This is a genomic window from Methylocystis sp. SC2 (assembly GCF_000304315.1).
Lineage (GTDB): Bacteria > Pseudomonadota > Alphaproteobacteria > Rhizobiales > Beijerinckiaceae > Methylocystis.
In genome coordinates, this window is record NC_018485.1 from 895,182 (window position 1) to 917,222 (window position 22,041).

A 22,041-nucleotide genomic window follows, 5' to 3' on the forward strand; every position below is an offset into this window, starting at 1 on the left:
TTAGGCGAGGAAGCTGATCGCGTCGCCGGCCTTGATCCGGCCACCCTCGATCACCCGCGCGTAAACGCCGCAATCAATGTGGCCGAAATTCTGGCGCAGGGTTTGGACGAGGTCCATGTCGCGTCGCCCCGTGCCCGGCTCGACGCCGGTGGCCACGCAGCGATCGGTCATTTTGAGCACCTCAAGCCGCGCGCCGCCGATCGACAGGGTGCGCCCCGGGAGCGTCGCTTCGGCCCATGCGCCCATGTCTGCGACATAGAGATTGGCGCGAAACCGCAGCGGATCGAGCGCGGCCCCTTGCGCCTGCGCGATCGCCGCGACGCTCGCCAGATTGACGAGCGAGACGAAGCCCGACTTCGAATCCGTGAAGCGAAAACCGTCGGGCGCTGCCATAAGCCGCACGGGGCCACGGATTTCGGGCCCAAGAAAGCCGGTCAGGAAGGCCTCGATGGCGCCGCGCCCTTCCGCCGACCGCAAATCCCCTCGCGCGACCTCGCGCCCTGCCCTGGCGATCGTCAATACCCCTGTCGCGTCATCGTAGCGCGTCGCAAGACCCGCGAGCGCGCCGTTCCTCATTAGCATCAGAAATTTGATCTTGGGCTGGTGCTCGGGGGCCGCTGGATCGAAGCCTGAAGGGCCGTTTTCCAGCGCGAACAGTCGATCTCCCGGGAAATAATTGCCAGTCTTCAGATCGGCGGCGTCCAGCGGCTCGGGCGAGAGGCCTTTGACGGGATAACGGTAGAGAGAGGCGAGTCGCATGGACGTCCCAGTTCGATGACAAGTCGAGGCGAATTGCCTACACCTCGCCGGCCGTCAGGAAAATAGACTCGGCCGTTTGCAAGGAGAGCCAGCCATGCCGGACAAGACGCTCACGGTCCTCGTTCTCGCCGCAGTGGCGCTTTCCGCCGCGCATGATCTCGACCACCTGTCACGCGACGATTTCTCGCAACCAGGGGCATGGTCGATCGCCGCCGCCTTTCTTTCGGTGAAATACGCGCTCACGGGCGCCGCGCTGTATTTCTATTTCCGCGGCAAGATCGGCGCTGGGTTCTGGGCGGTCATCGGCGTTCTCGGCGCCGCGGCGCTCTGATTCGCGCATTTGAGCCCTGGCGCCGCGCAGCGGCCCCCGGACATCTATGCGATGTACGGCAGTCCCGCCGCCGGCCTCATCGCCTCCAGCCTGGTCTATGCGATGATGCTGTCGCTTGTGGCGCTCGCGCTCTATGGGGGATGGCGCGCCATTGGAGCGGGCGGGCGCGGTTAACCGATATATCTTTTGCTAGCGGCCGAGTCCGCGCTTTCGCGCCGCACCCCCTTTAACCCCGTGCGGCCCTTCCCATATCGACCACGAGGGCAGCCGCAAGGGGCCTTGAACGAGAAATTTTGGACGCGAGGCGCGCCGCTTAAAACAAAGGGCCGCCTCATGGTCAGAGGGGCTAAAAATGAACTTTGAGAAATACACCGAACGCGCGCGCGGATTCGTGCAGTCGGCGCAGTCGATGGCGACGCGCGAAGGCCACCAGCAGTTTACGCCCGAGCACATATTGAAAGTCCTGCTCGACGACGATCAGGGGCTTTCAGCCGGCCTGATCGACCGCGCCGGCGGGCGCTCGCGCGAGGCGCTGGCGAAGACCGAAGCCGCTCTCGCCAAACTGCCGAAAGTCGGCGGCTCCGGCGCCGGCCAGCTCTATCTCGCGCCGGCGACCGCCCGGCTTTTCGACAACGCCGAGAAGATCGCCCAGAAGGCGGGCGATTCCTACGTCACCGTCGAGCGGCTGCTGCTGGCGCTGGCGATGGAGAAGGATTCCGAGGCCGCGCGCATTCTGCGCGACGCAGGCGTCACGCCGCAGACGCTCAACGCCGCGATCGAAGATCTGCGCAAAGGCCGCACGGCGGATTCGGCTTCCGCCGAAAACGCCTATGACGCGCTGAAGAAATACGCCCGCGACCTCACCGAAGCGGCGCGCGAAGGCAAGCTCGACCCGGTCATCGGACGCGACGAGGAAATCCGCCGCACGGTGCAGGTGCTGTCGCGCCGCACCAAGAACAATCCGGTGCTGATCGGGGAACCCGGCGTCGGCAAGACCGCGATCGTCGAGGGGCTCGCCTTGCGCATCGTCAATGGCGACGTGCCGGAGTCGCTCGAGGATAAAAAGCTGCTCGCGCTCGACATGGGCGCGCTGATCGCCGGCGCGAAATATCGCGGCGAATTCGAGGAGCGGCTGAAGGCGGTGCTGAACGAAGTCACCGCCGCCGAAGGCAATGTCATCCTGTTCATCGACGAGATGCACACGCTCGTCGGCGCCGGCAAGGCGGATGGGGCGATGGACGCCTCCAATCTGCTGAAACCGGCGCTGGCGCGCGGCGAATTGCATTGCGTCGGCGCGACGACGCTCGACGAATATCGCAAGCATGTCGAAAAGGACGCGGCGCTCGCGCGGCGCTTCCAGCCGGTCTTCGTCGACGAGCCGACGGTCGAGGACACGATCTCGATCCTGCGCGGGTTGAAAGAGAAATACGAACTCCATCACGGCGTGCGCATCACCGACAGCGCGATCGTCGCCGCGGCGACTTTGTCGAACCGCTACATCTCCGACCGCTTCCTGCCGGACAAGGCGATCGACCTCATCGACGAGGCGTCGTCGCGCCTGCGCATGCAGATCGACTCGAAGCCCGAGGAGCTCGACGAACTCGACCGGCGCATCATTCAGCTGAAGATCGAGCAGGAAGCGCTCAAGAAGGAAACGGACACAGCGTCAAAAGATCGCCTGGCGAAGCTCGAAGGCGAGCTTGCCGACCTTGAAGAAAAATCGGGCGCGCTCACCGCCCGCTGGCGGGCCGAGAAGGACAAGCTCGGCTCCGCGCAGAAGCTCAAGGAGCAGCTCGAAGCCGCCCGCAATGAACTCGCGCAGGCGCAGCGGCGCGGCGAATATCAGCGCGCCGGCGAACTCACCTATGGGGTGATCCCGGATCTGGAAAAAAAGCTGAAGGAGACGGAAACCGAAGCCGACACGCTTGTCGACGAAGAGGTCACCGCCAATGACGTGGCGCAGGTCGTCTCGCGCTGGACCGGCGTGCCGGTCGACAAGATGCTCGAAGGCGAACGCGAGAAATTGCTGCACATGGAGGACGAGCTCGCCAAGCGCGTCGTCGGCCAGCATGACGCGGTCGTCGCGGTCTCGACCGCGGTGCGCCGCGCGCGCGCCGGACTGCAGGACCCGAACCGCCCGATCGGCAGTTTCATCTTCCTTGGCCCGACCGGCGTCGGCAAGACCGAGCTGACCAAGGCGCTCGCCGCGTTTCTGTTCGACGACGAGACCGCCATGGTGCGGCTCGACATGTCCGAATATATGGAGAAACATTCGGTGGCGCGGCTCATCGGCGCGCCGCCCGGCTACGTCGGCTATGAGGAAGGCGGCGCTTTGACCGAAGCCGTCCGTCGCAGGCCGTATCAGGTCGTGCTCTTCGACGAGATCGAGAAGGCGCATCCGGACGTCTTCAACGTGCTGCTGCAGGTGCTCGACGACGGGCGCCTGACTGACGGCCAGGGCCGCACGGTCGATTTCAAGAACACGCTGATCATCATGACGTCGAATCTCGGTTCCGAGTTCCTCGTCATGCAGAAGGAGGGCGAGGATTCCTCCGCCGTGCACGATGAAGTGATGCAGGTGGTGCGGGCGCATTTCAGGCCGGAGTTCCTGAACCGCGTCGACGAGATCATCCTGTTCAACCGCCTGCGGCGCGAGGATATGGGCGCCATCGTCGACATCCAGGTCAAGCGGCTGCAGAAGCTCCTCGAAGATCGCAAGATCACGCTGCATCTTGACGCCAAGGCGCGCGACTGGCTGGCCGCCAAGGGCTACGACCCGACCTATGGCGCGCGGCCCTTGAAGCGCGTCATGCAGAAGGAGTTGCAGGACACGCTTGCCGAGCGACTGCTCGCGGGCGAGATCATCGACGGCGCGAGCGTCGAAGTGTCTGCCGACGCTTCGGGCCTGATCATCGACGGCAAGTCGACGCATCGTCATGCCGCACCGCTGCTGCGAACGGTGGGCAACGCGTAACCCCCTCCCCAACCCTCCCCCGCTTCGCGGGAGAGGGAGTGGGACTCGGCGCGTGATCAAATTTTCCGCGTTGCGGCTCGTAAGCGTCCCCTCTCCCGCGAAGCGGGGGAGGGACAGGGAGGGGGCTCTTGACGTTTCCCGAGCGCCGTGTTCTTGACGCGGCGCGTCGGCCTACCCCAGCCGCTCTTTCCTCCGGTTCAGCACGTCCGCTTCGCGCAGATCGAGTTCGCGCTCAATCCGACGGCGGGCTTCGTCGGTCAGCTTGCCGTCCGGCAGCATGCCATTGATCAATTTGCGCTCCTCGGCGATGAGCTGCAGGTCGATCTCGTCGTGAAGCGCCGCCAGCGCGCGGCGTTCTTCATTTTCTTCGCATTTCATGCGCACGCGCGACAGAAAGTAGTCCTGTTGCGCGAGCAGCGAGTTCATCGCTTCTTCGGGGACCTCATTCTCCGCGCCGAATTGCGCGAGTTTCGCGCTCGACGCCTCGATCGCGGCGTGCCGGGCGCGCAGCTCCTCGGCGCGGTCGAGGACGCGTTCCTTCCTGCCGGTTCTAACGAGGCCGAGTTTGCGGATGATCCATGGCAACGCCGACCCTTGGAAGACGAGCGTCACCATCACGACGCAGAAGGTGAGAAAAAAGATCGAGTCGCGATAGGGAAACGGCTCGCCGTCCGCCGTGGCGAGCGGGATCGCCAACGCCGCGGCGAGCGAGACGATGCCGCGCACGCCGGTGAAGGAAATGACGAACGGCCATTGCCAGGGCGGCGAAGGATCGCGTCGCGCCAGCGGCGGAATGAGCCAGCGCGGCAGATAGGTGATCGGAAAGGTCCATACGAAACGCGCAAGGATCACGACGAGCGAAACGATCGCGGCGGACGTCGTCAGTTCGTACAGCGAATGGTCCTGGATCCGCGCAAAGAGCGCCTGCGCCTGCAGTCCGGTGAAGAGAAAAACCAGACCTTCGATTAAAAACAGAAAGAAATCCCAGAAGAACACGCCTTGCAGGCGCGTCGCGGCGCTGATCAGCCGCGGCCCGTTCCAGCTGATGTAGAGGCCGGTCGCCACCGTCGCGATGACGCCCGAGCCGCCCAAATGTTCTGGCGGCCAATAGGCGAGGTAAGGCGTAATCAGCGACAGCGTGATTTCAATGCGCGGATCGCGCATGAAGCGACGCAGCCGCAGCATCGTCCAGCCGACGCCAAGACCCCACACGATCTCGCCGGCGATAATCGCCGCGAAGGTCTCGCCGGCCTGCGCCAGGGAAAAAGAGCCGACGCTGACCGCCGCCACCGCGAAGCGATAAAGGACGAGCGCCGTGGCGTCATTGGCGAGACCCTCCCCCTCCAAAATCACCGAAATCCGCCGCGGCAATTGCATGCGGCGCGCGATGGCGAGCGGCGCGACGGCGTCGGGCGGCGATACGATGGCGCCGAGGACGAAGCCGACCGCCAGCGGCCAGCCAAGCAGCCAGTTCGTCGCGAGCGAAACGGAAATGGTGGTGAAGACGACGCAGCCGACGGCGAGCAGAAGGATCGGCCGCAGATTGGCCCGAAACTCGCGCCAGCTCATGTTGACCGCGGAAATGTAAATCACCGGCGGCAGCACGAGCAGCAATACGAATTGCGGCTCCAGCACGAAGGCGGGCACGCCAGGCGCCACGGCGATCAGCACGCCCGACGCGACAAGCAGGATCGGCAAGGCGACGCCGGACCGCAAGGCGATGAAGGCGACGAACGCCACCGCCGCCAGAAGAAAGACGAGGATTTGCAAACCCGCCAGCATGCGCTCACCTCTTTGCCGCGCCCCAGCGGCAGAGCGAGCTCCGCGACGCCGATGAAGCCAAGTTACAACTTCCGAAGCGCCACTTCCTCGATCCTGTGATCAGCGTCCTTGGTGAGGATCAAGCTCGCGCGCGGGCGCGTCGGGGCGATGTTCTGGCGCAGATTCTCGAGGTTGATGCGCGTCCATATATCTTTCGCGACGCGCGTCGTCTCCGCTTCGTCGAGATCGGCATAGACACGGAAGTAGGATTCCGGATCGCGGAACGCCGTCTGCTGAAGCCGCCGAAAGCGCTCCACATACCATCGCTCCAGCACGTCCTCGGGCGCGTCGAGATAGACCGAGAAATCGAAGAAGTCGGAGACGAAGGGAATTTCGCGGCCGTCGCGCATGCGCGGCGCAAGCAGAACATTGACGCCTTCGACGATGAGAATGTCCGGCCGATCGACGCAGGTCGCCTCGCCCTCGACGACGTCATAGGTCATATGCGAATAGACCGGCGCGCAGACGTTGCGACGTCCCGCCTTCACATCGGAGAGAAATCGCAGCAGCGATTTGTTGTCGTAGCTTTCCGGAAAGCCCTTCTTGTCCATCAGCCGTTCGGCTTCAAGAATCCTGTTGGGCAAGAGAAATCCGTCAGTGGTGATGAGCTCGACTTTCGGCGTATTCGGCCAGCGCGACAACAGGGCGCGCAGCACGCGCGCCGTCGTGGATTTTCCCACGGCGACGGAGCCCGCGACGCCGATGATGTAAGGAACCTTGCCGTCCTCGGCGCCAAGAAAGCGCTGCGTCGCCTTGAAGAGGCCCTGCGTCGCCGCGACGTAAAGCGCCAGCAGGCGCGAGAGCGGCAGATAGATCTCGATGACCTCTTCGAGCGAGATCGGATCATTGAGCGATTTCAGCCGGACGAGATCATCGAGCGTCAGCGTCAGCGGGGTGTCGGCGCGCAGCGACGCCCATTCGGCGCGCGTAAAATGCCGGTAGGGGGAAAGAGCCTCGTTGTTGGGGACGAGCTCCGCCACCGTCATTCCTTTGCTCCGCGCGCGGCTTTCTCCGCCAGCCCGGATTGTTTGGTGCGCCGCTCCAGTTCGCGCAGCACCTCGTCGAGCGAAATATCCCGCGCTTCGAGCATGACCAGAAGATGATAGAGCGTGTCGGCGGCTTCATTGACGAGCGCGCTTCGGTCGCCCTCCATCGCCGCGATCACCGTTTCGACCGCCTCTTCCCCGAACTTCTTGGCGATGCGCGGCATTCCGGCGTCAAGCAGGGTTTTCGTATAGGAGGTCGAGGCGCTGTCGTTGCGCCGCGCTTTGATGAGCGCCGCGAGATCGTCGAGCGTGAAACTCATGACAGGCCCCCTCCCCAACCCTCCCCCGCTGCGCGGGAGAGGGAGCAGGCTCGGCGCTCGATATTGAGCCCGCAAGGCCGAAGGCCTGACCGGGAATCCAGAGCCAATTCAAGAATGCTGGTCTTGCTCTGGATTCCTGATCGCGCGCGTTGCGCGCGTCGGGAATGATAGCCGAGCCGTTCAATAGCCGTCATCCCATCGCCTCGAGGCCGTCGAGGCGCATCGGGAGACCCGCCGCCGCCATGTGAAGCTTCGCCTGCGGGATTGAATATTCGCCGAAATGGAAGATCGACGCGGCGAGCACGGCGCTCGCATGGCCATCCTTGACGCCGGCGACGAGATGGTCGAGCGTTCCGACCCCGCCCGAGGCGATGACCGGCACCTGCACCGCGTCGGCGACGGCCCGCGTCAGCGCGATATCGAAGCCGCTCTTCGTGCCGTCGCGATCCATCGAGGTGAGCAGGATTTCGCCGGCGCCGAGGTCGCTGACGTCGCGCGCAAATTGCACTGCGTCGATCCCCGTTGCGCGGCGCCCGCCATGGGTGAAGATTTCCCAGCGTCCCTCGGCTGCGCGCTTGGCGTCAATGGCCACGACGATGCATTGCGCGCCAAATTTTTCCGACGCTTCGCGAACGAAGCCGGGATTGGCGACGGCGGCGGAATTGATCGAGACCTTGTCGGCGCCGGCGAGCAGCAGATTGCGGATGTCGTCCAGCGTGCGCACGCCGCCGCCGACGGTCAGCGGCATGAAGCAGGCTTCCGCGGTGCGCTGCACGACGTCGAGCAGAATGCCGCGGTCTTCATGGCTTGCGGTGATGTCGAGAAAGCAGAGTTCGTCGGCGCCGGCGGCGTCATAGGCGATGGCGCATTCGACCGGATCGCCGGCGTCGCGCAGATCGACGAAATTGACGCCTTTGACGACGCGTCCTCCTTTCACGTCCAGGCAGGGAATGACGCGCGCTTTCAGCATCAGGCGTTCTCGGTCGCCGCGCGCGCGCGAATCATCGCCAGCGCCTGCGCCGGATCGAGCCGCCCGTCGTAGAGCGCCCGTCCGGTGATGGCGCCGGCGAGCTTGCGACAATCGGGCTGCAGCAGGCGGTCCACGTCGGCGAGCGACGCCAGGCCGCCGGAGGCGATGACCGGAATCGTCAAGGCGTCGGCGAGCGCCAGGGTCGCCTCGATATTGAGGCCGGTCAATACGCCGTCGCGCGAGATGTCGGTGTAGATGATGGCGCTCACCCCCGCGTCTTCGAAGCTCTTGCCAAGATCGAGCGCCGACATGCGCGTCGCGCGGGCCCAGCCGTCAACGGCGACAAAACCATTCTTGGCGTCGACCCCTACGGCGACGCGGCCCGGGTGAAGGCGCGCCGCCTCGCGCACGAAGGACGGGTCCTTGACGGCCGCCGTGCCGATGATGACGCGCGCGACGCCTTTTTCCAACCAGCCGGACAGCGTGCGCATGTCGCGAATGCCGCCGCCGAGCTGCACGGGTATCGTCAGCGCGGCGAGAATGGATTCGACCGCCTGGGCGTTGCGCGGCGCGCCGGCGAACGCGCCGTCGAGATCGACGACATGCAGATATTCGAAACCGACTCGCTGGAAGGCGCGCGCCTGCTCGGCAGGATCGTCATTGAACACGGTCGCGCGGTCCATATCGCCCTGGGCCAGGCGCACGCACTGACCTTCCTTCAAATCGATCGCGGGAAACAGAATCACGGACGCCACCTCAGGAAATTGCCGATCAACGCTAGGCCCAGCCTCTGGCTTTTTTCGGGATGGAACTGCACGCCGACGAGATTGTCGCGCGCCACGGCCGCGGTGAGCGGCGCGCCATAGTCGGTGGTCGCCAGGACGTGCGCCGGCGACGCCGGCGTCAGCTGAAACGAGTGCACGAAATAGGCGTGCAATCCGCGCTCTCCCGTCGGCACGCCGGCAAAGAGCGGATGTTCCCGGCTCAGCGTCAGCGTATTCCAGCCCATATGCGGGATTTTGAGCGAAGGATCCGCAGGCGCGATCGCCGCGACGTCTCCCGGTATCCAGCCGAGACCCGGCGTTTCGCCATGTTCAAGGCCGCGCGCGCCCATGAGCTGCATCCCGACGCAAATCCCCAAGAACGGCCGGCCGCGGTCGATGACCGCCTCCTGCAGGGCGGCGTAAAGCCCCTCGATCGCCATCAGGCCGCGGCGACAATCGGCGAAAGCGCCGACGCCCGGCAGAACGACGCGCTCGGCGGCGCGCACGACGTCGGGGTCGCTGGTGACGCAAATGTCGCCTTGCGCCTGCGACTCGCGGGCGGCGCGCTCAAAGGCTTTCAAGGCGGAGTGCAGATTGCCCGACCCATAGTCGATGATCGCGGTCGTCAAGGAGCGGGCTCCCCAGCGACATCGTCTTTCGCGATCCGCTCGGAAGTGCGATGGCGGTGAAAATAGGCCGCCTCCGCCTCGTCGAGGTCATCGCCAATGACGAGATCCTGCTCGACGTAGCCGCGACGCGCCAAATTCCAGCCGACGAGCCGTTCCCCCTCGAAACCGAGCCAGACGGCGAGCCCGAGCGTCAGCCAGGACATCGCGTCGCGCGATACGCGCAGCTGCCAGGCGATGAGCGCCAAGGCGACGAGAAGAAGCGTCCAGAGGACGGCGACCAGCCAGGCGCGCCGCCAGGCCAGCCAGAACGGACCAAAAATAAACGCCGGCCAGGAAAAGCCGTCGCGCAAGAAGACGACCTTGTCCGGCGCGGGAAGCTGACCCGGCGCCATGCGCGGAAAATGAACAGTGAATATCGCCATCGGCCGTCCCCTCGTCGGCGTCACCCGCCTCTTTTCAGGCGGTGAGCGTTCCCTTGGTGGAAGGCGCTTCCCCCTGCGTGCGGCGCGGATCGATCGCCACCGCCTTGCCGAAGGCGCGCGCGAAGCCCTTGAAGGCGCTTTCGGCGATATGGTGGCTGTTGACGCCGCGCAGACATTCGATGTGCAGCCCGACACGGGCGTGAACCGCAAAGGCCTGGAAGAATTCGCGCATCAGCTCGGTGTCAAAGCCGCCGATCCGCTGCGCCGGAAATGCGACATCGTAGACGAGAAAGGGCCGGCCCGAGACGTCCACGACGACGCGGGTCAGCGCCTCGTCCAGCGGCACATGCGCGTCGCCATAGCGGGAAATGCCTTTGCGGTCGCCGAGCGCGCGATCCGCCGCCTGGCCGATGGCGATGCCGACGTCCTCGACCGTGTGATGGCCGTCGATATGCAGATCGCCCTCAGCGCGCACGGCAAGATCCAGCGGCGCATGACGGGCGATCTGATCGAGCATATGATCGAAAAATCCCACGCCGGTCGATATGTCCGAGCGGCCGGCGCCGTCGAGGTCGACGGCGACCGAGATTTTGGTTTCCTTGGTGTTGCGCTCGATCGTCGCGCTGCGCATTTCCAGCCTTTTCTTGGGCCCTACCGGCGTTTCCGGCGACTGCGGCCGCAAGCGGCCAGCTTGTAGCAACTCCGCCCTGGATTCGCCACCCGAACCGCTCGGGCGTCAAAGAGAAGCGAGATGCGCGCCAACCAACGTCGCTTGTCGGCGGATCGGACACAAAACAAGAATGGTCCGTCAGCTGGCGTCGATTCCTCGCTTAAGCGCGACCACGGCAATTCGTCCCGGGCCGGAAGGCGCTTGTACCTTGGCGACAACGCATCAAGAAGACGCTAAATGCCGCAGCGGCGGCGACTTCGGCCGACGGCGGCCGGCGGAATCGCGAAGGCGCGGCGAACATCTGTGGCGCGCAGCGCCGTAAGGAGGCTTGAACATGCGACTTCGGATCGGTTTCGCGCTCTTCGCGGCGTCTTTGACGTCCCTTCCGGCGACCGCCGAGCCTTGGCGGGACGGTTTCGTGTCGCGCATCGAAGCGCTGGCGCTCATGCAAACGCTCAACGCCTCCCTGCTCGCAAGCCGCAGCGCGACGGCGACCCTCGAGAAATGGTGCGCCGATCACAAGATGTCCGCCGAGCCCAAGATCGTCGCCCGCCGCGTCGCTGGGATCGACCGGCGGCCGAGCGCGGAGACGCGCCGGCGGCTCGACGTCAGCGACGCGGAGCCGGTGAACTACCGGCGCGTGCAGCTCGCCTGCGGCGATCACGTGCTCTCCGAGGCTGACAATTGGTACGTGCCTGGGCGGCTTTCCGACGAAGTGAACCGCACGCTGGAGACGACGGAAACGCCCTTCGGCAAGGCCATCGCGCCGCTGCAGCCGTTCCGTCGCACCGTCGACATGAAGATGCGCTGGTCGCCCTTGCCCGAAGGGTGGGAGCTTTCGGCCATCCCGACGGCCTCGCCTGAAAACGCCGGCGGCGCGCTCGCCATTCCGCACGACCTCTTCGAACACACCGCCGTGGTCTATGCGCGCGACCAACGTCCTCTCTCCGAGGTGCATGAGACCTATACGCGCGAGATTCTGGATTTTCCCGCGCCGCTCGCCGGCGCGCCGCGCGAGTGAGTCTTGCAGTGAATCCCAGCCCGACTGGCGAATAGCGCCGCTGCCCCTCGCCGCTCCGCCCTTGCTCAAATCGCCGCCAAACCTTACATCGGCTGGACATCTCAGGCTGGATACGGCGAATGGATAGCGAACAACACCGCTTTGCGGCCATGCACGCGACGACGATCATCCTCGTCAAGAAAGCCGGAGAAACGGTGATCGCCGGCGATGGCCAGGTCAGCCTCGGCCAGACGATCATGAAAGGCAACGCCAAGAAAGTGCGCCGTCTTGGCAAGGGCGACGTGATCGCCGGCTTCGCCGGCGCGACCGCCGACGCCTTCACGCTCTTCGAACGGCTTGAATCGAAGCTCGAGCAATATCCCGGACAATTGATGCGCGCCTGCGTCGAACTCGCGAAGGACTGGCGCATGGACCGCTATCTTCGGCGCCTCGAGGCGATGATGCTCGTCGCCGACAAGAGCGTCGGCCTCGTGCTCACCGGCTCCGGCGACGTGCTCGAGCCGGAAGGCACCGGCGAAGGCGCGGTGGCCGCGATCGGCTCGGGCGGCAACTTCGCGCTCGCCGCCGGACGCGCCCTGCTCGATACATCGCTCGACGCCGAAGCCATCGCCCGCCGCGCGATGGTGATCGCCTCAGAGATTTGCGTCTACACCAACCAGAATGTGGTGGTGGAGAAGATTTAGGGCGTTCGGCCGTACAAAATACTGCCGAATAGCGACTGCCGACTGCCGTTCCGAAGGAACTCACCATGGCCGACTTCTCGCCGCGCGAGATCGTTTCCGAACTTGATCGCTATATCGTTGGACAAAGCGACGCCAAGCGCGCGGTGGCGATCGCGCTGCGCAACCGCTGGCGGCGGCTGCAGCTCGAAGGCCAGATGCGCGAAGAGGTGCTGCCCAAGAATATTTTGATGATCGGCCCGACAGGCTGCGGCAAGACCGAAATCGCCCGGCGTCTGGCGCGTCTCGCCAACGCGCCCTTCATCAAAGTCGAAGCCACGAAATTCACCGAGGTCGGCTATGTCGGCCGCGACGTCGAACAGATTGTGCGCGATCTGGTCGAGGTCGCCATCGTGATGGTCAAGGAGCGCCGCCGCAAGGACGTGCAGGCGCGCGCCCAGCAAGCGGCCGAAGAGCGCACGCTCGATGCGCTGGTGGGGCCCGCCGCGTCGCCGGGCACGCGCGAAACCTTTCGACGTCGCCTGCGCGCGGGCGAACTCGACGACAAGGAGATCGAAGTCGAGCTGACGCAGTCGGGTTCATCGATGCCCATGTTCGAACTGCCGAACATGCCCGGCGCCAGCGTCTCCGCCTTTTCGCTCGGCGACATTTTCGGCAAGGCGATGCAGCGCGGCAAGCCGCGCAAGCTCTCGGTGAAAGAGGCGCAGGGACCTCTGATCGCCGAAGAGAGCGACAAGCTGATCGATCAGGAAGCGAGCGTCCGCGAGGCGATCCATGAGGTCGAGAACAACGGCATCGTCTTCATCGACGAGATGGACAAAATCTGCGCGCGCGAAGGCCGCGGCGGCGCCGACGTCTCGCGCGAAGGCGTGCAACGTGACCTGCTGCCGCTGATCGAAGGCACCACCGTCGCGACGAAACATGGAACGGTGAAGACTGACCATGTGCTGTTCATCGCCTCCGGCGCCTTCCATGTGGCGAAGCCCTCCGACCTGCTGCCGGAACTGCAGGGGCGCTTGCCGATTCGCGTCGAACTCGCCTCGCTCAACGAAGACGACTTCCGCCGCATTCTGACCGAAACCGAAGCCTGCCTGACCAAGCAATATTCCGCGCTGCTGGGCACCGAGGGCCTGACCCTCGAATTCGCGCCTTCCGCCGTCGACGCCATCGCCAAGGTCGCCGTGCAGGTGAACACCTCCGTCGAGAACATCGGCGCGCGGCGCCTGCAAACGGTGATGGAGCGCGTGCTCGACGACATCAGCTTCTCGGCGTCCGACCGCGCCGGCGACAGAATCGTCATCGACGGCGCCTATGTCGAGGAGCACATCGGCGATCTGGCGAAGAACAGGGATTTGAGCCGGTTTATTTTGTGATCTTGTCTTGTGCGACGAGGGCGCGCGCTCGATAGGCGTTGAGGCGAGTGACCATTTCTTCAGGTGTCAATCGCCATCCAAGTGGCAACCACCCCTCGAATCCATGGGTGCGATTGAGATTTGTAATTAGGCTGCCCGGCGCCTTCCCGGGCGCGAAATTGTAGACGACCGTTTTGGACATTTTGTCTTTATAAACAAAAAACTGGTCGATGTCGCGCCACGCCACCTTTTTCGGCGCCAATGTCCATCTAGCTGCAAGCGTGAAGCCTTCGCTGTACAAATCCAACACAGCGGGATGCATCAGGAGCCAGAGACTAAACAAGACGCTCGAGCCAAAGGCGCCGGCGCCGACAATCAGGACCAAGCCCGCGTCCCAAATGTCTCCGCCTCGAGAGACAAACTCCATTAATGCGTAGATGGAAGCTCCAGTCATTGTGCCGCTCAGGAGCACGTTTAGTAGAAGCAAAATGTGAGGCGATCCTGTGTAGCGTTCGGGTGCAACAACGTCCTTTTTAGCACTGGACATTATTCTTTCGCCCTCTTTTCGGTCGGATGAGTTCCGATCAAACTTGTAGAAAACTGTCTTATCATGAGCCTATATTTCTCACCTCGGATCGCAAAAAAGATTCCTTTTGCCCCGGACTTGCCTCAGCCCCCGCTTCTCGCCATAAGACCGGCCAAACGCAAAACCCTGGCCGATCACATGTCCACTTTTCCCCAGCGCGTCTTTTCGGGCGTGCAGTCCACCGGCAACCTGCATCTCGGCAACTATCTCGGCGCCATCGTCAAGTTCGTGGAGCTGCAGAAGAGCTTCGATTGCATGTATTGCGTCGTCGATTTGCATGCGATCACCGTGCCGCAGGACCCGATCGCGCTGAAGGCGAACACGCGGGAAATCGCCGCCGCCTTCATCGCCTGCGGCATCGACCCGAAGGAAAACATCGTCTTCAACCAGAGCCAGGTGCCGGAACACGCCGAACTCGCTTGGGTCTTGAATTGCGTCGCGCGCATCGGCTGGCTCAATCGCATGACCCAGTTCAAGGACAAGGCCGGCAAGGACCGCGAAAACGCCTCGATGGGCCTGCTCGACTATCCGGTGCTGATGGCCGCCGACATCTTGATCTACCGGGCGACCCATGTGCCGGTCGGCGACGACCAGAAGCAGCACCTTGAACTTGCGCGCGACATCGCGCAGAAGTTCAACAACGACTTCTCGGAATCGATCGCGCGCAACGGCTTTGGCGAGGCGTTCTTTCCCCTGCCCGAGCCGCTGATCTCCGGCCCCGCGACGCGGGTGATGAGCCTGCGCGACGGCACGAAGAAAATGTCGAAGTCCGACGCTTCCGACTATTCGCGCATCAATTTGTCGGACGACGCCGACCAGATCGCGCAGAAGGTGAGGAAGGCGAAGACCGACCCCGACGCGCTGCCTTCCGAGGAAAAGGGCCTCGAAGGGCGCCCCGAGGCCTATAATCTCGTCGGCATCTTCGCGGCGCTTTCGGCGCGCAGCAAGGTGGATGTGCTCGGCGAATTCGGCGGCGCCAATTTCTCGACCTTCAAAAGCGCGCTCGTCGATCTCGCCGTCGCCAAGCTCGCGCCGATCACCGACAAGATGCGCCGCATCCGCGAGGATGAGAGCTATGTCGACGGCGTGCTGCGCGACGGCGCCGAACGCGCCCGCGCCATCGCCCGCGAGAACATGAATGCGGTGAAGGATATCGTTGGGTTTTTGCGTTAGGCGCCCAAGATAACGGACGCCGCCAGATTTATTCACATGGCGGGTCATTCCCGGCGGACCGAAGGTCCGACCGGGAATCCAGATCTAATCCATGAATGCTGGCCTTGCACTGGATTCCCGATCGCTCGCTTTGCGAGCGTCGGGAATGACACAGGCAGTCACGTGAGAATAGGTATTTCTCTAGTTTGCCAATCTAGGCTTCGGCCCGCCGGTCGCCCAGTCGAGCAGTTCGACTGTGTGAACAACTGGGATTTCCGTCCCAGACCTGATCTGCACGATGCAGCCGATGTTGCCCGCGGCCACGATGTCCGGCGCAGCGCTCTCGATATTCGCGACCTTTCGCGACCGCAACGCATCGGCCAGCTTCGGCTGCAGCACATTATAGGTTCCCGCGGAGCCGCAGCAGATGTGAGCCTCCGGAACGGCGACGACATCAAAGCCGGCGGCGGCGAGCAGCGCGACCGGCTCTTGCGATATCTTCTGACCATGTTGCAGAGAGCAGGCGGAATGGTAGGCGACCCGAAGTTTCGGCGCGTCGCCCAACGGCGCAAAGCCAATCTCCGTCATCAGCTCCGTCACGTCTTTCGTCATCGCCGAGATGCGCGCGGCCTTATCCGCGCGAGCCGGATCATTACGGAACATATGGCCATAGTCCTTCACGCTCGTTCCGCAGCCCGAAGCATTGATGACGATATGATCGAGTCCGCCGGAGTCGATTTCGCGCGTCCAGGCGTCGATGTTCGCGCGCGCATAGCTCAGCGACTCGTCGAGCTTGCCGAGATGATGCGGCAGCGCCCCACAGCAGCCGGCGCCTTTCGCGACGACGACCTCGACGCCATGACGCGTGAGCAGCCGTATCGTCGCTTCGTTGATCGACGTGTCGAGAACCGTCTGCACGCAGCCGCCGAGCAGCGCCACGCGCATCTTGCGTGCGCCCTGCGCGGCAAAGACCTGCGGAGCGTCGACGCTGGAAGCTGGCGGAAGCCGCGACGGCGCGAGCGCGAACGGCGCTGCGAGGCGGCGCGGCAGAAAGCGCGCATATGGCCGTAGCGTCGCCGCCACGCGAAACAGCGCTCGCGCCAATGAAGGTCGGGGCAAGACGAAAGCGAGCGCCGCACGCATGGCGCGCTCGATAAAGGGCCGCGCATAGGTTTTTTCGATATGCGCCCGGGCGTGATCGACAAGATGCATGAAATGCACGCCCGAAGGGCAGGTCGTCATGCAGGAGAGACAAGACAGACAACGATCAATATGTCGCGCGGTTCGGGCGTCAGCCGGCCGCTCCTTCTCGAACATCTCCTTGATGAGATAGATGCGACCCCGCGGCCCGTCGAGTTCGTCGCCGGTGAGAAGATAGGTCGGACATGTCGCCGAGCAGAATCCGCAGTGCACGCAGGCGCGAAGAATCCTTTCGGTCTCCGCCATGTTTGGATCAGCCAAGGCCTGCAGCGAAAAAAACGTCTGCATGGCCTTAGACCTCCGCCCGCATCCGACCACGCTCCAGAATATGAGCGGGATCGAAGCTTTCCTTGACGCGGCGCGTCAGCGCCGCGAGCGCCGCCGGCTGCGGATGGAAGACGTCAACGCACGCGCGTGCGTCTTCGCTTGCGCGTATGAGCGTCGCATGTCCGCCGCTGGCGTCGACGGCTTCGCGTACGACGGCCGCGTGCGCCTCGGTCGCCGTCTCAAGGCACAGCCAGATCAGACCGCCCGCCCAGTCGTAGAAATGCGCGAACATCGGCGCGCCAGCGCGGCGGATGCGCTCGACGACCGCGAAGCCTTCGGAGGGCGCAACCGAAATGCGCCAGACTTGACCGGCGTGAGCGGCGACAGGCGCGGCGTCGCGCAGCGCTTTCCAAAGCGCCGTCGAGTCGAGCGAGTCGAGCGTCTCGAATTCAACGCCATCTTTCGCCAATCGCGCGACGAGATCGTCGCGCCGCGCCATCACGGAGATCGCGGGACCTTCGAGGCGGATGGCGGCGACATTCGCGTTCAGCGCCAGAGGCCCGGCGCCGGAGGGCAGCATCGCGAGCGATGAGGGTTCGCAAGGAGTCGCCGTGGCGCGGCGCAGGAGCGCCAGGCTCTCCGCCTCGTCCGCGCCGACCGCAAGCAGCGTGCATTCTGTTTCAGGTTTTGGAAGCACTTTGAGCGTCAGCTCCGTAAGGAGCGCCAGCGTGCCGTAGGAGCCGCAAACAAGTTTCGAGAGGTCATAGCCGGTCACGTTCTTCATCACGCGGCCTCCGGATTTCACCAGCTCGCCCCGCCCGGTGACGCAGCGGAAGCCGAGCAGATGGTCGCGCGCCGCGCCGGCTTTGATCCGCCGCGGCCCGGATGCGTTCACCGCGATGACGCCGCCCAGCGTCGCGCCGCCCGCCTCTTCGCCGAGGAGCGGTCCGTAATCCATCGGCTCGAAGGCGAACTGTTGTCCCTGGCTCTCCAGCAGCGCCTCGATTTCGGTGAGCCGCGCGCCAGCGCGCGCCGACAGAACGAGTTCGTCGGGCTCATAGAGCGTCACGCCGGTCAGGGCGACAGTCGAGAGAGCCTGCGCTTGCGGCGCGTAGCGGCCGAGCCGCGATTTGGAGCCGCCGCCGACGATCGCGCAGCAGTCGCCTTTGGCTTTCGCCGCGCAAATTGCGTCAATGGCGTCCGCCTCGTCGCGGATGTCGAGCGTCGCGCAAGCGGGCTGCATCGCTAAAATCTCGGCAGGTCGGGAAAGGGCGTTTTACCGCCCGAGACATGCATCATCCCGAGTTCAGCGCAGCGATGCAGGGTCGGAAACACCTTGCCCGGATTGAGCCGGCCGGCAGGATCAAAGGCGCATTTCAGCCGCATCTGCTGCGCGAGATCCACGTCGGTGAACATCTCTCCCATGAGGTCCCGCTTCTCGACGCCGACGCCATGTTCGCCAGTGAGAACTCCGCCGAGGGAGACGCACAGGCGCAAGATGTCGAAACCGAGCCTTTCCGCGCGTTCGACGTCGCCCTCTTTTGACGCGTCGTAGAGAATGAGCGGATGGAGATTGCCGTCGCCGGCGTGAAAGACATTGGCGACGCTCAACCCCTGCTCCTTGGCGAGCCGATCCATGCCGGCGAGCGCTTCCGGCAGCCGCGCCCGCGGAATCGTGCCGTCCATGCAAAGATAGTCGGGCGCGATGCAGCTCACCGCCGGAAAGGCGTTCTTGCGTCCGGCCCAGAACTGCAGCCGTTCGGCCTCGCTCGTCGACGCCCGTATCGTCGTCGCGCCTTCTTCGCGCGCGATATCCTGCACGACGCCGACGAGATGATCGACTTCGGCCTGCGGCCCATCGAGTTCGACGATGACGAGCGCTTGCGCGTCGAGCGGATAACCGCAGGGCTGGAAGCGCTCGACGGCATGGATCGTCGCCCTGTCCATCATTTCGAGCCCTGCGGGAATGACCCCGCGCGCGATGATCGCGCCGACGCAGCGCGCCCCCGCCGCCACACTCGCAAAGCCGAGCAGCAGCCCCCGCGCGACGGGCGGCTTTTGGAGCAGCCGCACCGTCACCTCCGTGACGACGCAGAGCAATCCTTCGGAGCCGGTCATCAGGCCGATAAGGTCGTATCCCTCGCTGTCGAGATGCTTGCCGCCAAGCTTGATGAGGTCGCCGCCCATCAGCACGACGTCCAGTCCCAGTATATTATTGGTCGTCAGGCCGTATTTCAGACAGTGAACGCCGCCGGCGTTCTCGGCGACATTGCCGCCGATCGAACAGGCGATCTGCGACGACGGATCCGGCGCATAATAGAAGCCCCGCGCTTCGACGGCCTTGGAGATCGCGAGATTTTGAACGCCGGGCTGGACGCGCGCGCAGCGGTTTTCGTAATCGATTTCGAGAATGCGATTGAACTTGGACATGCCAAGAAGGACGCCGTCCTCAAGCGGCATGGAGCCGCCAGAGAGCGACGTGCCGGCGCCGCGAGGCACGAGTTTGACGTTCATTTCAGCGGCGAGCGCCATAATCGCGCGCACCTGCTCGACGCTCTCCGGCAGCGTGACGACGAGCGGCAGCGCCCGATACATGGTGAACGCGTCGCATTCATAGGCGCGCCGCGCGACCTCGTCGACGATCAGGCTTTCGCGCGGCAGTATGGCCGCGAGGCGCGCGATGAGTTCATTGCGCCGCGACATGATCGCCGGCTCGGGCTTCGGCATGAGAAGCGTCATGGACTCGCGCCTCCAACGCGAGCGAGAGCGCCGCTGAATCTGCAGCTTCGTCTAGAGCGCCTCCCGATCGCATGGAATCATGTGATCGATCAGGAATCGCTCAAAATCAAAACGTTGGAGCAGGTTCTCATCGAAAAAGTCTGTCAACTTTTTCGGAACCTGCTCGAAGTGGCGCATGGGCCCTGCTCCAGGCCCGCCTATGGTCCGAACCGTTTAGAGGAGGCTCGAAGCGCCCGCAAGCGCGGCCCGATCGCCGCAACCAGTAGAAATGCGCTGATTTATGGCGCTTTTCATTAATCCGCCTATGCTAGGTGAGATCGATCGCACGACGAAACACGGGCCGAAGGGAAATGACCAAGACCATCCTCATCGTCGAGGATAACGAGCTCAATATGAAGCTCTTTAACGATCTCTTGGAAGCCAACGGCCATGCGACGCTGCAAACAAAGAGCGGCTTCGAGGCGATATCCCTCGCGCGCAACCACCGGCCGGATCTGATCCTGATGGATATCCAGCTGCCCGAGATCAGCGGCCTGGAGGTCACCCGCATGCTCAAGGAGGACGACGATCTGCGTGCCATTCCCGTCATCGCGATCACCGCCTTCGCGATGAAAGGCGACGAGGAAAAAATTCTGCAGGGCGGCTGCGAAGCCTATTTGTCGAAGCCGATCTCCGTGGCGAAATTCTTGGAGACCGTGAATGCCTTTCTCGCAGATAAGCGCTGAGAGTTCTGTCTTCCATGAGCGCGCGCCTTCGCGTCACTGACGATCCGCCCGCGAAGGGCCGCGTCGCCGTGATCCCCCGTCGATGGTCGGCCACCGGCGGAGCGGCGGACTTTTCAAGCGGGCCCTATCGATAACGAATTAAGCTGGCCGAGTGCTGGCAAAGCGCCGCAACGTCCCATCGCCAACCCCGCTCACGCGGCTCCGACTTTTGACGGGTCAGTGTCCGTCGTTGGAAAAATGCTGATAGTCGATGCTTCTTTTCCAACGTCCGCCCCAGCGCCAGCCCTGTCGAGCGAAGGCCCTAGTGACGACGTCGCCGTCGACGATGATCCCGACGATATCGCTCCTGCGCTCGGAGGGCTCGTCATAAGCGCGCCCGGCTTCAGGCTCGGTTAGGTTTCCTTCCCGGTAGGGATTTTGAACTGGATTGATGTCCACGGCCATTCCATAGGCGTGTCGCGACATCGCGCCGCGATCTGTCGTTCGGCAATTGAAGGCGCTCGTATTATTCGCGGCCATCGATCGCGCGTCGTCGCCGCCGAAGTCATCGATCAGGGACATTCGATAAATTCGGAATTTCCGGCTGTCGTAGATTTCCTGAAAGGCGGCCGCCACGGCTCTTGCGGCGCTTTTCGCGACGATCAGAGCGCCGATCTGCGTCTTGCCGTCGAAATCGAGGTAAGGAACTCTCAAGAGAATGAGCTGATCCCGTGCCGGACATGGAAGCTCCGCCCGCCATGACCTTCCCCGCATGTAAGCCCATACGGCGTCGGATATGGGTTCAGCGGCGACCTTCGCGCCCAGCGCATCCGCTTCTGCGGCGGGAAGAAGCAGAGTCACAAGCGCAACTGCTCGGATGGCGCGCGCGCAGCGATTTATCGAGATCATGCGCCCGCCAATCCGCCTCTTCGTTCGACGATGTCGATCCTTCGCCAAAGGCTGAAACCCATGCCGAGTCCGGCGATCTCGACCGGATACGTCGGCGGATCACAATGGCCTTCTCTCAGACGCTCAAATGCCTTCGGTGGTAGAACGGGTAAAACTGTTCAACCGACGTATGCCGCCGATCGCCATCGTAAGAAAGGCGACGCCTCGATCGTCAGCGCCGCGATGCACACAAATTCGCCGACTCCATCTGCGATCGCCATGTCGCCGATGGTGAGTATCGCAAGTCCCTTGCAGATTTCCGAGACGGCGAAAATTCCGTTCGCCCTAGCCATGCGACCCAGCTTGCCGAGCGGGCGATCTGGCCGGACAAAAGCTGCCGCCGAAAAGAGGGCGATCTCTGTTCTTCCTGGCGACGGCCCGACGGATAATGGCGCCCGTGAAAAGCCCATGCCCAGCCTTCATAAGAGGGAGGTGTGGCTCCTTTACCGTGAATTGGGAACGCCAATATGGCCGACATACGGCCCCACCTGGGCATTAGAGCAGGTTCCGAAAAAGTTGACAGACTTTTTCGATGAGAACCTGCTCCAACGGTTTGATTTTGAGCGATGGAACGACGAGCGCTCCCGCTCGCCGCCGCTCGAACGCCGCTCAGCGCGGCGTTGGAGGACGTCCAAGTTTTACTCGAAAAGCCAGATCGCCAGAGCGGCGTCTTCGCCGTCGGCGGCGCGAGGTCACGCGCAATAAAAACGCCCCGACTGAGGCGTCGCAGCGGGGCGTTTCTTGCG

General features: G+C 63.8%; 24 protein-coding genes. 10 read left to right on the plus strand and 14 right to left on the minus strand.

All coding sequences use genetic code 11. The features are described from left to right. Positions 1–759 (minus strand): MOSC domain-containing protein, encoded by a 759-nt coding sequence (locus tag BN69_RS04180; protein ID WP_014890305.1) that lies wholly within the window; start codon positions 757–759, stop codon positions 1–3. A 94-nt stretch (positions 760–853) separates the two neighbouring features. On the opposite strand from BN69_RS04180, the gene BN69_RS04185 reads away from it, so the two are divergent. From BN69_RS04185 to clpB, 3 genes are all read left to right on the plus strand, one after another. Next, positions 854–1,090 carry a hypothetical protein gene (locus BN69_RS04185; protein ID WP_014890306.1) on the plus strand — a complete coding sequence of 79 codons (237 nt, stop codon included), beginning with the start codon at positions 854–856 and terminating at the stop codon, positions 1,088–1,090. Positions 1,091–1,099: 9 nt separating this feature from the next. Beyond that, entirely contained in the window at positions 1,100–1,264 is a 165-nt protein-coding gene (locus BN69_RS19380; RefSeq protein WP_158491293.1) for a hypothetical protein, read from the plus strand. Between the two features lie 178 nt (positions 1,265–1,442). Further along, positions 1,443–4,064, plus strand: coding sequence for an ATP-dependent chaperone ClpB (gene clpB, locus BN69_RS04190; RefSeq protein ID WP_014890307.1), 2,622 nt, complete (start codon positions 1,443–1,445; stop codon positions 4,062–4,064). Positions 4,065–4,235: 171 nt separating this feature from the next. Here clpB and BN69_RS04195 read toward each other — a convergent pair whose 3' ends face one another. From BN69_RS04195 to hisB, 8 genes are all read right to left on the minus strand, one after another. Then, positions 4,236–5,846, minus strand: coding sequence for a Na+/H+ antiporter (locus tag BN69_RS04195; RefSeq protein ID WP_014890308.1), 1,611 nt, complete (start codon positions 5,844–5,846; stop codon positions 4,236–4,238). A gap of 62 nt (positions 5,847–5,908) precedes the next feature. Continuing rightward, positions 5,909–6,871: a type I pantothenate kinase gene (coaA, locus tag BN69_RS04200; RefSeq protein ID WP_014890309.1), complete on the minus strand. Its 963-nt coding sequence runs from the start codon at positions 6,869–6,871 to the stop codon at positions 5,909–5,911. Next, positions 6,868–7,191, minus strand: a complete 324-nt coding sequence (locus BN69_RS04205; protein ID WP_014890310.1) for a phosphoribosyl-ATP diphosphatase — start codon at positions 7,189–7,191, stop codon at positions 6,868–6,870. Before BN69_RS04205 ends, coaA begins: the two co-directional genes overlap by 4 nt. A gap of 190 nt (positions 7,192–7,381) precedes the next feature. Further along, positions 7,382–8,161 (minus strand): imidazole glycerol phosphate synthase subunit HisF, encoded by a 780-nt coding sequence (gene hisF / locus BN69_RS04210; protein ID WP_014890311.1) that lies wholly within the window; start codon positions 8,159–8,161, stop codon positions 7,382–7,384. After that, on the minus strand, positions 8,161–8,907 hold the full coding sequence (gene hisA / locus BN69_RS04215) for a 1-(5-phosphoribosyl)-5-[(5-phosphoribosylamino)methylideneamino]imidazole-4-carboxamide isomerase (protein ID WP_014890312.1): 747 nt from the start codon (positions 8,905–8,907) through the stop codon (positions 8,161–8,163). The genes hisF and hisA overlap by 1 nt, the downstream gene beginning before the upstream one ends. Next, positions 8,904–9,554: an imidazole glycerol phosphate synthase subunit HisH gene (gene hisH, locus BN69_RS04220; RefSeq protein WP_014890313.1), complete on the minus strand. Its 651-nt coding sequence runs from the start codon at positions 9,552–9,554 to the stop codon at positions 8,904–8,906. The genes hisA and hisH overlap by 4 nt, the downstream gene beginning before the upstream one ends. After that, entirely contained in the window at positions 9,551–9,976 is a 426-nt protein-coding gene (locus BN69_RS04225; protein ID WP_014890314.1) for a DUF2628 domain-containing protein, read from the minus strand. The genes hisH and BN69_RS04225 overlap by 4 nt, the downstream gene beginning before the upstream one ends. 34 nt (positions 9,977–10,010) lie before the next feature. Next, positions 10,011–10,607 (minus strand): imidazoleglycerol-phosphate dehydratase HisB, encoded by a 597-nt coding sequence (gene hisB / locus BN69_RS04230; protein WP_014890315.1) that lies wholly within the window; start codon positions 10,605–10,607, stop codon positions 10,011–10,013. 373 nt (positions 10,608–10,980) lie between these two features. Between hisB and BN69_RS04235 the strand changes: the two genes are divergently transcribed. The 3 genes from BN69_RS04235 (at position 10,981) to hslU (ending at position 13,720) form a co-directional block, all read left to right on the plus strand. After that, the gene (locus tag BN69_RS04235; protein ID WP_014890316.1) at positions 10,981–11,667 is read left to right on the plus strand and encodes a hypothetical protein; all 687 of its coding nucleotides are present in this window, start codon (positions 10,981–10,983) and stop codon (positions 11,665–11,667) included. A 119-nt stretch (positions 11,668–11,786) separates the two neighbouring features. Further along, positions 11,787–12,350: an ATP-dependent protease subunit HslV gene (gene hslV, locus BN69_RS04240; RefSeq protein ID WP_014890317.1), complete on the plus strand. Its 564-nt coding sequence runs from the start codon at positions 11,787–11,789 to the stop codon at positions 12,348–12,350. A 65-nt stretch (positions 12,351–12,415) separates the two neighbouring features. Continuing rightward, positions 12,416–13,720, plus strand: a complete 1,305-nt coding sequence (gene hslU, locus BN69_RS04245; RefSeq protein ID WP_014890318.1) for an ATP-dependent protease ATPase subunit HslU — start codon at positions 12,416–12,418, stop codon at positions 13,718–13,720. Here hslU and BN69_RS04250 read toward each other — a convergent pair. Further along, the gene (locus tag BN69_RS04250) at positions 13,710–14,246 is read right to left on the minus strand and encodes a hypothetical protein (RefSeq protein WP_041926792.1); all 537 of its coding nucleotides are present in this window, start codon (positions 14,244–14,246) and stop codon (positions 13,710–13,712) included. The genes hslU and BN69_RS04250 overlap by 11 nt on opposite strands. Before the next feature lie 177 nt (positions 14,247–14,423). Here BN69_RS04250 and trpS point away from each other — a divergent pair, with 177 nt between their 5' ends. Then, entirely contained in the window at positions 14,424–15,458 is a 1,035-nt protein-coding gene (gene trpS / locus BN69_RS04255; protein WP_041926793.1) for a tryptophan--tRNA ligase, read from the plus strand. Between the two features lie 180 nt (positions 15,459–15,638). Here the strand turns inward: trpS and glcF are convergent, their stop codons facing one another. Genes glcF through BN69_RS04270 form a run of 3 tightly spaced genes read right to left on the minus strand, consistent with a single transcriptional unit; the run spans position 15,639 to position 19,643 of the window. Further along, positions 15,639–16,925 carry a glycolate oxidase subunit GlcF gene (gene glcF / locus BN69_RS04260; protein ID WP_014890321.1) on the minus strand — a complete coding sequence of 429 codons (1,287 nt, stop codon included), beginning with the start codon at positions 16,923–16,925 and terminating at the stop codon, positions 15,639–15,641. A gap of 4 nt (positions 16,926–16,929) precedes the next feature. Then, on the minus strand, positions 16,930–18,147 hold the full coding sequence (gene glcE, locus BN69_RS04265) for a glycolate oxidase subunit GlcE (RefSeq protein WP_014890322.1): 1,218 nt from the start codon (positions 18,145–18,147) through the stop codon (positions 16,930–16,932). Positions 18,148–18,149: 2 nt separating this feature from the next. Continuing rightward, a complete protein-coding gene (locus tag BN69_RS04270) occupies positions 18,150–19,643 on the minus strand; it encodes an FAD-linked oxidase C-terminal domain-containing protein (protein WP_014890323.1) in 1,494 nt (497 codons plus the stop codon). Positions 19,644–19,724: 81 nt separating this feature from the next. Here BN69_RS04270 and BN69_RS19535 point away from each other — a divergent pair, with 81 nt between their 5' ends. Together BN69_RS19535 and BN69_RS04280 are read left to right on the plus strand one after the other, a co-directional pair. After that, positions 19,725–19,940, plus strand: coding sequence for a hypothetical protein (locus tag BN69_RS19535; protein WP_014890324.1), 216 nt, complete (start codon positions 19,725–19,727; stop codon positions 19,938–19,940). Positions 19,941–19,993: 53 nt separating this feature from the next. Next, complete coding sequence (locus BN69_RS04280) at positions 19,994–20,368, plus strand: response regulator (protein ID WP_014890325.1); 375 nt, start codon at positions 19,994–19,996, stop codon at positions 20,366–20,368. A 216-nt stretch (positions 20,369–20,584) separates the two neighbouring features. Here the strand turns inward: BN69_RS04280 and BN69_RS04285 are convergent, their stop codons facing one another. Then, the gene (locus BN69_RS04285; RefSeq protein ID WP_244435034.1) at positions 20,585–21,061 is read right to left on the minus strand and encodes a M15 family metallopeptidase; all 477 of its coding nucleotides are present in this window, start codon (positions 21,059–21,061) and stop codon (positions 20,585–20,587) included. Positions 21,062–21,316: 255 nt separating this feature from the next. Between BN69_RS04285 and BN69_RS19040 the strand changes: the two genes are divergently transcribed. After that, entirely contained in the window at positions 21,317–22,000 is a 684-nt protein-coding gene (locus BN69_RS19040; protein ID WP_148277027.1) for a hypothetical protein, read from the plus strand. The last annotated feature ends 41 nt before the right edge of the window (positions 22,001–22,041 follow it).